Here is a 13,798-nt window from a genome sequence, read left to right on the forward strand (position 1 = left end):
TCACCGCTCGGCGGAATCACGTCCGAATGCGGTAGGGGGCCCTTACTGCCGCGCGTCTTGACGCTTTCCCTGATGCCAGCCTCGTCAGATTCTGCTGACAACTGTATCGACGTATGCCGGAAGGCATCCCTTCCTTTCGACAATATCCATGAAGCGGCAACCGGCCCAGCATCACGCGCTGGTCAACCGAAAGACCATCGAGATCAGTGCATGGCCCCTGGACTGCTCCCGCCTGGCTGACCGTCGTCACTCTTCATGCGCCACTCCGGTAAGGGAACTCGATGCGGCCAGATCTCATCGAGCGTGTACGCATTGCGGAGCACACCATCCTTCATCACCTGCTCGACCGACCAGGTATTCCGGATGTCCCGTAACGGATCCTTGCCGAGGATCAGGATATCGGCAATTTTTCCTGGCTCGATGGAGCCAAGGTCTGCCTGCATTCCTAATGCATACGCGCCGTGCAAGGTAGCTGCGCGCAGAACCTCGTGATTCCCCATCCCACCACGCGCGTACGCCCACATTTCCAGCTGGTACTGGACGCCCTCGATATCGCCATGCGAGCCGACGCTGACCATTCCCCCCATATCGGCGATCGTTCTGAGCAGGCGCACATTGTGCTCCGCACCACGGGCGAGCGCAGGAAGCTTCTGACTGTCGAGATCCGCAGGTGGAAGATCACGCTTGCCCGGGGGCTCGTTCTTGTAGAAGCGCTGGACACGGGGATCTTTGCTCAAGCTGTTCCAAAAGCGGAATGGATAGTATCCAAGGGCCGCCATCGAGGCGAAGTTGATGATCGTTCCGGATCCGGCCATGAACCTGGCAACATCCCCAAAGGTTTCCCGGTAGTCTGAGAACGCATGTTCGGAAGTAGTTGCACCATCGGTCACCGTCGACAGATTCAGCCTGCCTGGTGAGTAGTTCGAAATTGCGTAGTGGGCCGCAACGTTCAGCCCGGACTCTCTCGCCGCATCGATGATCCAGCGCCGCTGCTTGCGATTCCACCCGGTGTGATACTTGAGGAATGTTGCACCAAGCCGTTTTTCGCGACGCGCCCAGTCCACAGCGTCCTGGAATGAATCCAACTTGTGCGGACCGCGAACGAGGGCATCTGCCGAGTAGATTCTCGGACCGACCATCATGCCCGCATCGATGAGCTCTGAATACGCATGATCATCTTCGCTTGTGGCAGAGGGATCCTTCGCAGTGGTGATGCCTAATGCGAGAAAAATCATGGATTTGCTGTAGTTCGAGTAGATCAGATCGCGCGGAAGAAACATGTGCGCGTGTGTATCAATGAATCCCGGCACAATGGATTGCCCATGAAGCTCCATGACGTCCGCACCAACCGGAATCTCGACATCCTCCGAACGGCCGACGGCACGGATTCTGCCATTCTCGACAACGACCGTGCCATCCTCGATCACTTCATCGCCTCGCATGGTGATGATGCGCGCACCCTTGAGGGCAATCAGACCCTCGCCAACACGGCGAGGCACCGCGAAGGGCATCCTCGTGACCTCGACCAGCGGAGTCACTTGATCATGCACGCCCGAAGTGCCCAGAGCGGCCAATAGCTCACGCGCATCCGCCCGGTAATGAAGGTCGGCAAACGACCATTCAAGCTGCCCGCCGTCCGCACTCCAGCGCGGGTCCAGCGCGCCTTCACGCGTGACCTTCGCCTCGATACATGCCGCTGCCCGGAATTCCGGCGTTCCGATAGCTCGAGGACACTTCGCAAGATAGAGATTCCCATGCTTGACCATCGCCACGAATCTCCCATCCGGAGATGGAACTGCCTCCACATTGGCGCGACTCGGCAACCAGCCATCGATTCCGTCGTTGCGAATGTCTGTGCCGTCAATGCCAACAGAACTCAGACTGTGATTGATATGGCCGTCATGGAACGCCGCAAAATGCAGTCTTTCCCCCTGCTCCGTGAAGCCAAGCGGATGCCCGAGCCACGCGTTCACGCTCAGCTTCTTGAGGCTGCGTTCCTCATTCGCGAATACATAAATCTGCCCGCCCGCCACTTGATACGAATAGCCTGCTGCTTCTCCGGCATCAATGCTTTCATTTCCGACGAAGGCAAGATATCTCCCGTCGGGAGACCAGGTTGGCGACTGGTAGTAGCCCGGCCCTCCTGTCAGCCGCTCCGGCACTCCCCCATTCGAGCGCACGCGCCAAACATGCCCACCGTGCACTTCACTCCACGAAACGAACGCCAGCCACTCACCATCGGGAGAATAGCTTGGCTGGAACTCCCCCGGCATGTCCTTTACCAGCTCGCGGGGAGCCCCACCGGGCAGGTCCATCACGTAAAGTCGTCGCAAGGCCGAGAACGCGAGCTGCCTGCCGTCGGGCCGCATGGTGGCACCGCGAATGCTCCGGACGTTGATCGGGCCACGTTCCACCCGTATCTCGCTGCTCGCCTTGTTTGACAGACATTGCGACACGTCAATGGAGACCGGTATCGCCGTGATCTGCCCCGTTCCCAGATTGATCCTGTGAAATGCTCCGCCATACGCAGCGACAAGGTGCATCGAATCCGGCAGGATGGCGTATCGCTCGGTATTCGCGAACGGCTTGCCCAGCCCGTTGCTTAGCCAACCCGGGGATAGACCCGGCGCCACCAGAACGCGATCCTCGCCTGACCGCAGATCGCGGACGCGAATGATATCGACGTGGCTCTCGTCCGTCGCCGGTTGATGGCCGGGGATGGTCAGGTCGGTACGGGGCACGCGAGCACGATAAACCAGCCAGCGACCATCGCGTGATACCTGCGGAGCTTCACGAATGGAAGCCGCTATCGGTGGAGTTTGCCCCAGCTTTTCCCAGCTGCCGCCCCTGCGCCGCAATCTCCACATTTCATACTTCGTACCTTGTTCCCGGCTCGACACTGAAACCGGCTCAAAATGATAGAGAGATTCGCCATTCCAATGATAAGTGCCACCGCGAAACTCGCCGACAGGGGAGGCTTCAGAGGATGCTGTTCCCTTCGGTCCGAGCCGATGACCGTCAACCACCACTGCACTGCCATCCGGCATCCACTCGGCAGCTGGGACCACAAACTCCGACGAGCCGCCGTTATCAGGACTGTCGGCGAACCTGCTGATGCTTCGCGGGCCATCCACGTTGATGACATGAACCTGGTCGCCACCACTCCGGTCACTGATGAAGGCGATCTCCCTGCCATCAGGTGACCAGACTGGGCGAACATCCCAGTCCGGCCCACTGGTCACCGCGGTTGCCTTGCCTCCATGCACAGAAGCCATGTAGATGTCCCCAAGCACCTCGAATGCAAGGCGCTGTCCGTCGGGAGAGATATCCACATTGGCGGCGGTGATTTCCGTGGCAGTGAACTCCAGCAACCGATCTGCGGCGCCACAGAACGGTACTCGGTCACCGGCTTCACCAGCGAACGTAGCCAGGCAAGCCAGCGCGGCAAGCCCCCACCTCTGCAGATGAATCAGCATGGCGTCTCCATATCTTCATGGTGCCGAATCGGGAATCAAAAACTCATTTTGATCTCGGCATAGAGCTTTCGCCCCAGGATGTCGTACTGGCTGGCGTCGTATCCCGAGACACCACAACCCGCACAGAAGTCCGGCAACCGGTTCAGTATGTTGTTCGCACCAATCGTCAGGCTGGAACCGGAAAGGGAGCTGCGCTGCGGAAAGATGCGGCCAAGATTCAGGTTGATGTTCAAATCGAAGATCCAGAACTCCCCCAGATCCTGGTATTTGCCTGCATCAGGCCCCGTTCTCAGTGGGCTGGCATCTCTGTAGCGGTTGACGTAGCGCCCTACCAGCATTGCGCTGGCCGTGTCTCGATACTCCCATCCCAGGCGCGGCACGATCTTCCAGCGCGGCGCCCATCCGGCGGGGTCGTACAACGCCAGGTTCGAGACCACCGGCGCCTGACTCGTGAGCTGTTGCTCGTAGCTGTAGGTAAAGGTGGCGGCCAACGCGGGGTAGAAATCGCCGAGTTCCGTGCTCCAGAAGCCGTCAATGCCGACGTCTATTCCAGCCGTGTCCCGAAGCGCGATGTTGATCGGGCGCGAATCAATGAACTCGACTCGGCCTGTCTCCGGATTGCGCCGCACCCTGTGCGGATAGAGGTGCTCGTTCTCGATGAGTGCCTGCGGGCTGAGAGAGGAGATCTGGTCAACGAACTTGATGCTCCAATGCGTCATGGAAATGCTCCAGTCCTCCGATGGCCGGAAAGTGGCGCCCATGGTGATCGTTCTGCTGGTTTCGGGAACAAGATCGGGAGCCACCCCACCGCTGACAAGCATCTCGAATCTGGCGACCTCATTCGGAAATTTCGGATCTACAGCCGCGTTCTGAAATGTCCGGGGGTCCTGTGAGACCGAATAGACTGTGATCGGCCTGAAGCCCGTACTGTAAGTCGAACGAAGCAGCAGCGATTCCCAAGGCCGCACTTCCAGGCCGATGGTCTTTGTCAACGCATTTCCGGAGTACCGGTCACTGGTCTCCCGACGCAACGCGCCGGTCATGGCGACACGCTCGAACGCCTGCCCCTTGCGCGGCGAAAGTACAGGGACCCGCACTTCGGCAAAAGCGGCTCGATTGGTGGAGCTTCCCTGCAGATGCGGGGAAATCTGTGCCTGGTCGTTGGTATCGAGTTCAAGACGGTTTGTCTGGATTTCTCCGCCCAGCAACGCGGTTACCTGGCCAGCGGGAAGGTTGAACACGGGACCGCGCACGTAGCCATTGAGTCCACTCGTACGCGATCCCATGTCATTGGACAGTCCCGTGGCAAGCAGGGACCTCAGGACTTCCGGGGACGCGGGTGCGCTGCCGTCGCTTACGAACGGATTGATGGTTGTTGCGGGGTCTTTGGAAGCCAGCGCCGCGGCGATCTTGTTAGCGTCAAAAGCCCGCCCTCCCGCGCTCCTTGCTTCGTCGCGCGCACGAAATCCGGATACTTCCCAGTAGAAGCGCCCGAGTGTGCCGCGTAAGCCGAGCAATGCACGCTGGTGCTGCTGCTCGAACGATGTGAAGATTCCTGTCTCCTTATAGAAGAAGTTCACACCGACTGGAACACCGAACGGGTTGAAGGGATGGTCCGCGGGAACGAGGGATTGTGCTGGGCCTCTCTCGCCCCCGAAGAGAACGAACTGAGCCTGGTAGGCAGGAACCTTGCGTCTGGTATGGGTCCACTCTGCGAATGCCTCAACACTCGAAGACAGTTCCAGGTGGCCATTCACATGAAGTCCGTAGTTCTCCTCGGGCGAGCGGAGATGACGGCGATTCGTCTGCTTGCTCGTCATGCCTTGGGTCGCCAGGAAATCTTCCGGCTTCAGACCAATGCCGTTGCTACCCTCGGGCACGACCGCCACCGGAGACTCCAGCCCCGGCAGTGGATTGCGCTGATCCAATGGCACTACGCAGGACAATTGCGAGGCGGGACAGCCGTCCAGTGAGTACACGGTGGCCGGGAATCCCGACAGGTTCCGGAGGTCCGCCCCGCCAAACCTGCGGAAGTCGCTATCGGCCGTGAGGGCGCGCTCGTGGTTGTACAGTGCTCCCTTGTCGCTCCACGTTGCAGTGGCGGTCATGGCGCCTTTGGCCCAGGACTTGCCCCACATGGCGCTTGCCTGGCTGGTTCCGTAGCCTTCGGCCACGTCTCTCCGAACACGTAGCTCAAGCCCGCTCGCATCCTTTCGAAGAACGATGTTGATGACGCCCGCCAGCGCATCACCGCCGTAAACAGCCGATGCACCTGCCGGCAAAACTTCGATACGCTCGACCAGTGAAAGTGGGATCGTGCTTAGATCGAAAAGTCCACTGGAGCTGAACGCAGGAGATTCGCCTGTGCGCCGCCCGTTGATCAGAACGAGCGTCGTGCCCCGCGGCATGCCACGCATCTGCACGGTTGTCGAGTTGGTGTTGCCGCCTGTCGTAATGCCGCCCATGCCGATCATCTGTTGATCTTCGTCATTGTTGATCGGCACCTCCGGAAGGTAGCTGAGTACCTGCATGATGTTCCCGGCGCCGGTGCGATCGATCTCGTCCCGTGTAATGACCTTGATGGGCATCGCCGACTCCACGGGCGATGAGCCGAGCCGGGAACCGACCACCACGACGTCGGCCAGGTCATGAACCTCATTCCGCTCCGTATCCTCTCTCGCGGGACTGTTGGATTTCGGTTGCTGCGCAGGCTTCTCGCTGGCCGGCTTCGCCTTTGCCGCCGCCTTGAGCACATAGGTCCTGGCATTGACCCGCTCTGAAGCCAGGCCTGCGCCGGCCAGCAGCTTCGCCAGGGCGGCCGCGGGCGCAAGCGCGCCCTTCACCGCGGGCGCGCGCTTGCCGGCCACCAGTTCCTGCCGATACATCGCCTGGATGCCGCTCTGGGTGCTGAAGCGCTCCAGCGCCAGCGACAGGTCGCCTGCGGGAATGTCGAAATCGACCACGGCGTCCGGCGCGGTGTCGGGCTCTGCGGCTGCCACGTGGACGGGCAGGCAGGCGACAATGGCGACGGCCAGCGCCAGCGCCTTGCACGAGAGGTGGCCGGCGGCCGTGATTCGGGTCTTGCGGTGATGCATGCAACCTTCTCCCCAGTCGGTGGTGGGCGCGATGCCCGGTGTATCCCCTTGGGAAGATTGATGACGCGCGCGTGCGTTCCCCTACCTCGGCAATGGCCGGTTCATTGCGGAACCAGCACGAGGTCGCCGCCGTGCCGCTCCACGCGGACCGGCAGGATCAGGCTGGCGGCGTCGGCGATGGAGGCATTGTCGCCGGCATGGAAGTTGCCGCTGAGCTGCACGTCGGCCAGGCGGGGATCGCCAAGCCGGAGTTTCTGCCCGGAATAGCGGTTGGCTTCGGCGATGACTTCGGCCAGCGGCGCGCCGCGGAAGCGCAGCCAGCCATCGAGCCAGCCGGTCGCGAACCCGGGATCGACCGGGGCGATGGAAACACCCGTGCGCGCGGACAGGATGGCGCGCTCGTTGGGGCGCAGCACATACCGCTCGTCGCCATGAGTCACTGCCACTCTGCCTTCCAGAAGGGTGACGCGGGTGCTGCCTGGTTCGCGCCGTACCTGGAAGCGCGTGCCCAGCGCAGTGATGGTGTCCGTCCCGACCTGCACGACGAACGGACGCGCGGCGTCGCGCGCGACATCGAACTGCGCTTCGCCCTGCCGCAACTCCACGATGCGATGCCGTCGCGAGTAGCGCACGGCCATCGCCGAATCGGTGTTGAGCACCACGCTGCTGCCGTCCGGCATCGCCTGCGTGCGGCGTTCGCCGAGCGCGGTGGCGTATTCGACCGCGGCCGGCGGCTGTGCGAACCGGTCGGCCACGAGATAGCCGCCCCCGAGCAGGGCGACCAGCATCGCTGCGACGGCCATCAAGCGCCGCGGGCGAAACCGGCGCCAGCGCCGCAGGGCGGCCAGATCCGCGGATTTCAACGCCTGCAGCTCGGCATCTCCGGCCAGTTCGCCGGTGCGGTCCCACAGCCGCCGCAGATCGTCGTAGGCCGCGGCGTGCCGGTCGTCCTGCTGCAGCCAGGCATCGCGCGCCCTGCGCTGCGACGACGCGGCGCCGCGCCAGCGGGCGAAGTGCTCGGCGGCTTCTCGGGCGATTGCGTCGGGGTGCTTGTCCATGTCCATAGCGATGCCTAGTAGTCCCGGTCCCCTACTGCCGCGCGGCAGGCCAGCAGCGCTTTCGTGATGTGCTTCTCCACCATCTTCACGGAGATGCCCATGCGCTCGGCGATCTGCGGATAGCTCAGGCCATCGAAGCGGCTGAGCATGAAGGCGAGCCGGCATTTCGGCGGCAGGGCCGTGATGGTGCGCTTGAGCAGCGTGTCCAGCGCAATGCGCGCGTCGACGATCGCCTCGACCGGCGGCGCGCTTTCGCGCAGCGGCCCGGTCTCGTCCAGGGAAAAGTGACTGCCTGCGTGGTGGCGCTGGCGCGTCCTGTGGTATTCGGTGACCAGGTTGTTGGCGATGCGGAACAGCATCAGCCTGCGATCCGCGATGTCCGGCGAGTCCCGGTACTTCATCATCCGGGAGAGCGTTTCCTGGGCGAGGTCGGCAGCCGTCTCCGGATCGCGCAGCCGCCTTCCCAGGTACTCGAGCAGTTCGTCGCGGTGTTCCGCCAGCGCCGCGTCGAACGCCGCGCGCGGGCACGCTGCATCCGGGGGCGCCCGGGGAACCGCGGGTTCGGAGCGGGTACTGGTCATTCGCAACTCGGAGCTTCCACCGGGCAACGAATCGCCACGATCGCTGGCGAATCCTTCCAAAGGACGAAGTGCTGCAACCGCCTCAGCATTCACCAGCGCGCCCTCTCGTGCAAGCCGGCAAGGCGCGGATGCGGCATCTGGGCTGGCGCTCGAGTCTGGCCACGCGGTCTCCAGGACGATGGAACTCGGGAGGACGCGACGGGGCGTCCCGATGATGCTGATGGCAGCCGGGGCAATCCCCCTACCTGCCGTCCCGGGCGAACCGCGCAAAGCGGTGCGCCATTCCATGTTGAAGGCGACCTTTCCGCCGCCCGCCGAGGCAACTTTCCTGGCCCGGAAACGGGAAGGGCGGCCCATTCGGGCCGCCCTTCCCGTTCGCAAAGCGTCTCAGGCATGCAGCGGATTCGGCCTCTCCGCATCGATCTTGTAAAGCTTGATCGCCCGCGCCACGTCCTTCGCCGTCATCTTCCCTTCCGCCGCCAGCGCCGCGATCGCGGCCTGTGCCACGTGGAAACGATCCACCTCGAAATGCCTGCGCAGGTTCGCGCGAGTGTCGCTGCGGCCGTAGCCGTCGGTGCCGAGCACGGTGTAGTGCATCGGGACGAAGGCGCGGACCTGTTCGGGATAGGCACGGATGTAGTCGGTGGCGACGACGGCCGGGCCCTGGCGGCCTTCCAGTTGTTGCGTGATGTAGGCCTTGCGCGGCGCCTTGGCTTCGGGGTGGAAGCGGTTGTGGCGTTCGGCGTCCTGGCCGTCGCGGGCCAGTTCGTTGAAGCTCGGGCAGGCCCAGATGTCCGCCGTTACTCCAAAATCCTTGTCGAGCAGTTCGGCCGCGGCGATCACTTCGCGGAAGATAGTGCCGGAGCCCATCAGCTGCACGCGGTGCTCGCCCTTCTTCGGCTTGCCGGCGTCCTTGAACAGGTACATGCCCTTGAGGATGCCCTCGGCGCTGCCTTCGGGCATGTCCGGGTGGGCGTAGTTCTCGTTCATCAGCGTGAGGTACCAGTACTCGTCCTGCTGCTCGGCGAGCATGCGCTGCATGCCGTGCTGGACGATGGTCACCACTTCATAGGCGAACGTGGGGTCGTAGCTGCGCACGTTGGGGATCAGCCCGGCCTGCACCATGCTCTGGCCGTCCTCGTGCTGCAGGCCTTCACCGTTGAGCGTGGTGCGGCCGGCGGTGGCGCCGAGCAGGAAGCCGCGCGCGCGCATGTCGCCGGCCTGCCACGCGGCGTCACCGATGCGCTGGAAGCCGAACATCGAGTAGTAGATGTAGAACGGCAGCAGCTGCAGGTCGTTGGTGCTGTAGCTGGTGGCGCAGGCGAGCCAGGACGCGAACGCGCCGGCTTCGGTGATGCCTTCCTGCAGCACCTGGCCCGCCGCGTCCTCGCGGTAGTACATCAGCTGGTCGGCGTCGACCGGCTTGTACTTCTGCCCGTGCGGGGCGTAGATGCCGATCTGGCGGAACAGGCCTTCCATGCCGAAGGTGCGCGCCTCGTCGGCGACGATCGGCACCAGGCGCGGGCCGACCTGCTTGTCGCGCAGTGCAATGTTGAGCATCTGCACGAACGCCATGGTGGTGCTGATCTCGCGCTCGCCGGTGGACTTGAGCAGGCGGTCGAAGGTTTCGAGCTTCGGCACTTCCAGCGAGGTGCTGGCCTTGCGGCGGCGCTGCGGCAGGTAGCCGCCGAGCGCGCGGCGACGCTCCTGCATGTATTCGACTTCCGGCGACTTCTCGCCGGGGTGGAAGAACGGGATCTGGTGGTCTTCGAGCTGCTTGTCGGTGATCGGGATCTGGAAGCGGTCGCGGAACGCGCGCACGTCCTCGTCGTCCATCTTCTTGGTGTTGTGGGTGGGGTTGAGCGACTCGCCGGCCGCGCCCATGCCGTAACCCTTGACCGTCTTGGCCAGCACCACCGTGGGCATGCCCTGGGTGTTCACGGCCTCGTGGTAGGCGGCGTAGACCTTGTGCGGGTCGTGGCCACCGCGGTTGAGGCGCCAGATGTCGTCGTCGGACAGGTTGGCGACTAGCGCGGCGGTCTCGGGATACTTGCCGAAGAAATGCTCGCGCGTGTAGGCGCCGCCGAAGGCCTTGCAGTTCTGGTATTCGCCGTCGACGGTTTCCATCATCAGTTGGCGCAGCTTGCCGCTGGTGTCGCGGGCCAGGAGCGGATCCCAGTAGCTGCCCCAGATGTTCTTGATGACATTCCAGCCGGCGCCGCGGAAGTTGCCTTCGAGCTCCTGGATGATCTTGCCGTTGCCGCGCACCGGGCCGTCGAGGCGCTGCAGGTTGCAGTTGATGACGAACACCAGGTTGTCGAGGCCTTCCCTGCCCGCAACCGAAATCGCGCCCAGGCTCTCGGGCTCGTCGGTCTCGCCGTCGCCGAGGAAGCACCAGACCTTGCGGTCGGTCTTGGGCATCAGGCCGCGGCCTTCGAGGTACTTGAAGTTGCGCGCCTGGTAGATCGCGGCGATCGGGCCCAGGCCCATGCTGACGGTGGCGGTCTGCCAGTAGTCTGGCATCAGCCACGGATGCGGGTAGGAGCTGACGCCGCGGCCGTCGACTTCCATGCGGAAGTTGTCGATCTGCGATTCGCTGATGCGGCCTTCGAGGAACGAACGCGCGTACACGCCGGGCGAGCCGTGGCCCTGGATGTAGAGCAGGTCGCCGGGGTGGTCTTCGCTGGGGGCCCGCCAGAAATGATTGAAGCCCACGTCGTAGAGCGTGGCCGAGGAGCCGAACGTGGCGATGTGGCCGCCGAGGTCGCCGGGCTTGCGGTTGGCGCGGGCGACCATCGCCATCGCGTTCCAGCGGATGAACGAGCGGATCCGCCATTCCATCTGCGCGTCGCCGGGCGATTTGGCTTCCTGGCCGGGCGGGATGGTGTTGATGTATTCGGTGGTCGGCGCGAACGGCAAATGGGCGCCGGCGCGGCGGGTGAGCTCGACCATGCCGTTGAGCAGCTGGTGCGCGCGCGCGGGGCCCTCGCGGTCGATGACGGCCTTGAGTGATTCGAACCACTCCTGGGATTCGGCCGGATCGGGATCGTTGACGAGGACTTCGTTAAGCCAGTTCATGGTGCGCGCTCCGCCGCGGCCTGCTGGCCGCGCAGTGGTCGTGGATTAGAGCTTCCATTCTATCAGGGGGCCGCTGCGCCCGGCCGGTACGCAGCGTTCCCGCGGCGGTGGCCTGGCCGCTGGTGCGGGCCGCCTTGCCACGCCTGCATTCCCGGGGTTGGCCCTCGGTTGCGGTCGGCCGACGCGACGGCGATGATCGCTGCGGGGGGAGCCGTGGACGCATGGGGCGTTCGCCTCTTTCCGTGCCCCCGGCGAGCCTGATGTCCGTATCCCGAACACCCGATCCGATCCAGACGTGGCGCCTGTGGCTGCTGCTGCTCGCGGTCGCGCTGATCGTGGTGGTGCCGTCGGTGCTGCTGCGCACGGCCTCGGTCGACAGCATCGCGGCGGTGGAGCAGGTCAATCATTCGCAGCAGGTGGAGGCGCAGACGTACGCGCTGACCTACGACCTGCGCAACGTGGAGGCCGCGGCGCTGGCGATCGCCGCCGGCGTCGACGCCGCCGAGCTGCCGCGCCGCATCGCCGACAGCCGCGCGCGCATCGAACCGGCGCTGGACACGTTGCAGGCGCTGACCCGCGACAATCCTTCGCAGCAGGTGCGGATCGGCCAGCTGCGCACCAACGTCGCGCTGCGGATGGAGGAAGTGGACCGCATCCTGGCGGGCACCGCCGACGCCACCGGCATCGAAGCGCTGGTGACGCGCTATCCGATCCGCGGCATCGCCGCCGAGATCGTGGGCGAGGAGCGCGGGTTGCTGGCCGAGCGCACGGCAGCGGCCGATGCGACGCGCCGGCATACCGAACTGCTGCGCTGGGGCGGGATGCTGGCCCAGCTGGCCATGCTGGCCGCGGTGATGTTCTTCGCCACGCGGCAGCTGGCCGGACGCTTGTCCGCCGAACGCTCCACCCGCCGCGCCAGCGCGCGCGCCGCGGTGATGCTCGAAACCGTGCGCGAACCGATCGTGCTGGCCGACGCCGACCTGCGGGTGGTGATGCACAACGCCGCCTTCGCCGAGCTGTTCGGCGTCGATGGAGATGCGGTGGGCAAGCCGCTGGCAGAGGTCGGCAACGGCGCGTGGGACGACGAGGAGACCCTGCGCCGGCTGGGCGACGTGATCGCCCGCGACCGCGAGCTGTGGGACTTCCAGCGCACTCAGGAAACCGCCGACGGCGTGGAGCGGGTCATGCTGGTCAATGCGCGGCGCATGTCACTGCCCGACAGCGAGGACGACGCGGTGCTGGTCACCGCCAGCGACATCACCGCGCAGAAGGCCAGCGAACACCAGATCCGCGAGCTCAACCGCCAGCTCGAGGGCAAGGTGGAACTGGTGTCCGACGTGAACCGCGAGCTGGAGGCGTTCAGCTACTCGGTCTCACACGACCTGCGCGCGCCGCTGCGCCACATCGCCGGCTTCTCCGACAAGCTCGCGCGGCAGCTGGGCGATGGCGTCGACGACAAGAGCCGCCATTACCTCGACGTGATCTCCGGTTCGGCCAAGCGCATGTCGGCGCTGATCGACGACCTGCTGGTTTATTCGCGCCTGGGCCGCAGCGCGCTGCGCCCGCAAGTGGTGGACCTGCAATCGATGATCCACGACACCCGCTCGATGCTCGACGCCAACGCCCACGCCGACAATCCCGGCCATGTGATCCATTGGGAGATCGGCCCGATGCCGGTGCTGGTGGCCGACGACAACATGCTGCGGCAGGTGTGGCTGAACCTGCTGGGCAACGCGGTCAAGTACAGCGCGCACAGCGAGCCGGCAGTGATCGAGATCAGCCACGACCGCGAGGCCGACGGCAGCCACCGGTTCAGCATCCGCGACAACGGCGCCGGCTTCGACATGGCGTATGCGGGCAAGCTGTTCGGCGTGTTCCAGCGCCTCCACGCGGCATCCGAGTTCACCGGCACCGGCATTGGCCTTGCCAGCGTCAAGCGCGTCATCACGCGTCATGACGGGCGCATCTGGGCAGAATCCGAGCCGGGCCAGGGCGCCACCTTCCACTTCACGCTTCCATCAAACCTCGAACCCACCAGCAAGAGCACGTCGACCGCATGAGCACCATCCGCACCATCCTGCTTGCCGAAGACAGCCCGCACGACGCCGAGATGGCCATCGACGCGCTGCGCGATGCCCACCTCGTCAACCCGATCGTGCACGTGGAGGACGGCGTCGAGGCGCTGGATTACCTGCTGCGCCGGGGCAAGTTCGCCGACCGCCCCGAGGGCGACCCGTCGGTGCTGCTGCTGGACATCAAGATGCCGCGCATGGACGGGCTGGAAGTGCTCACGCAGCTGCGCCAGCACGAGCACCTCAAGCGCCTGCCGGTGGTGATCCTGTCGTCCTCGCGCGAAGAGAGCGACCTGGCCCGCAGCTGGGACCTGGGCGTAAACGCGTATGTCGTCAAGCCGGTGGACGTGGACCAGTTCTTCGAGGCGGTGAGGACGCTCGGCCGGTTCTGGGCGGTGTTCAACGAGGCGCCGCAGGACCTCTGAGGCGTCATGGCGA

7 protein-coding genes are annotated in these 13,798 nt (G+C 64.5%); 2 read left to right on the forward strand and 5 right to left on the reverse strand.

The genetic code is table 11. The annotated features are described in order from the left end of the window. Positions 1-203 precede the first annotated feature (203 nt). The 5 genes from ACTJIL_RS11840 to aceE form a co-directional block, all read right to left on the reverse strand. On the reverse strand, positions 204-3,476 hold the full coding sequence (locus tag ACTJIL_RS11840) for an amidohydrolase family protein (RefSeq protein WP_440755703.1): 3,273 nt from the start codon (positions 3,474-3,476) through the stop codon (positions 204-206). A 35-nt stretch (positions 3,477-3,511) separates the two neighbouring features. Then, positions 3,512-6,571: a TonB-dependent receptor plug domain-containing protein gene (locus tag ACTJIL_RS11845; RefSeq protein WP_440755704.1), complete on the reverse strand. Its 3,060-nt coding sequence runs from the start codon at positions 6,569-6,571 to the stop codon at positions 3,512-3,514. A gap of 101 nt (positions 6,572-6,672) precedes the next feature. After that, positions 6,673-7,629 (reverse strand): FecR family protein, encoded by a 957-nt coding sequence (locus tag ACTJIL_RS11850; RefSeq protein WP_440755705.1) that lies wholly within the window; start codon positions 7,627-7,629, stop codon positions 6,673-6,675. Positions 7,630-7,643: 14 nt separating this feature from the next. Next, on the reverse strand, positions 7,644-8,210 hold the full coding sequence (locus ACTJIL_RS11855; RefSeq protein ID WP_440755706.1) for an RNA polymerase sigma factor: 567 nt from the start codon (positions 8,208-8,210) through the stop codon (positions 7,644-7,646). A 387-nt stretch (positions 8,211-8,597) separates the two neighbouring features. Then, a complete protein-coding gene (aceE, locus tag ACTJIL_RS11860; protein ID WP_440755707.1) occupies positions 8,598-11,288 on the reverse strand; it encodes a pyruvate dehydrogenase (acetyl-transferring), homodimeric type in 2,691 nt (896 codons plus the stop codon). 260 nt (positions 11,289-11,548) lie between these two features. Between aceE and ACTJIL_RS11865 the strand changes: the two genes are divergently transcribed. After that, the gene (locus ACTJIL_RS11865; RefSeq protein ID WP_440755708.1) at positions 11,549-13,348 is read left to right on the forward strand and encodes a sensor histidine kinase; all 1,800 of its coding nucleotides are present in this window, start codon (positions 11,549-11,551) and stop codon (positions 13,346-13,348) included. Further along, positions 13,345-13,785 (forward strand): response regulator, encoded by a 441-nt coding sequence (locus ACTJIL_RS11870; RefSeq protein ID WP_440755709.1) that lies wholly within the window; start codon positions 13,345-13,347, stop codon positions 13,783-13,785. The genes ACTJIL_RS11865 and ACTJIL_RS11870 overlap by 4 nt, the downstream gene beginning before the upstream one ends. Positions 13,786-13,798: the final 13 nt, after the last annotated feature.

The organism is Luteimonas sp. 22616, from assembly GCF_052044325.1.
Classification (GTDB): domain Bacteria; phylum Pseudomonadota; class Gammaproteobacteria; order Xanthomonadales; family Xanthomonadaceae; genus Luteimonas.

Bases quoted from the DNA above. Each gene is read 5' to 3' on its own strand.
- ACTJIL_RS11840 (WP_440755703.1), bottom strand. From the start codon at position 3,476: ATGCTGATTCATCTGCAGAGGTGGGGGCTTGCCGCGCTGGCTTGCCTG.
- ACTJIL_RS11845 (WP_440755704.1), bottom strand. From the start codon at position 6,571: ATGCATCACCGCAAGACCCGAATCACGGCCGCCGGCCACCTCTCGTGC.
- ACTJIL_RS11850 (WP_440755705.1), bottom strand. From the start codon at position 7,629: ATGGACAAGCACCCCGACGCAATCGCCCGAGAAGCCGCCGAGCACTTC.
- ACTJIL_RS11855 (WP_440755706.1), bottom strand. From the start codon at position 8,210: ATGACCAGTACCCGCTCCGAACCCGCGGTTCCCCGGGCGCCCCCGGAT.
- aceE (WP_440755707.1), bottom strand. From the start codon at position 11,288: ATGAACTGGCTTAACGAAGTCCTCGTCAACGATCCCGATCCGGCCGAA.
- ACTJIL_RS11865 (WP_440755708.1), top strand. From the start codon at position 11,549: ATGTCCGTATCCCGAACACCCGATCCGATCCAGACGTGGCGCCTGTGG.
- ACTJIL_RS11870 (WP_440755709.1), top strand. From the start codon at position 13,345: ATGAGCACCATCCGCACCATCCTGCTTGCCGAAGACAGCCCGCACGAC.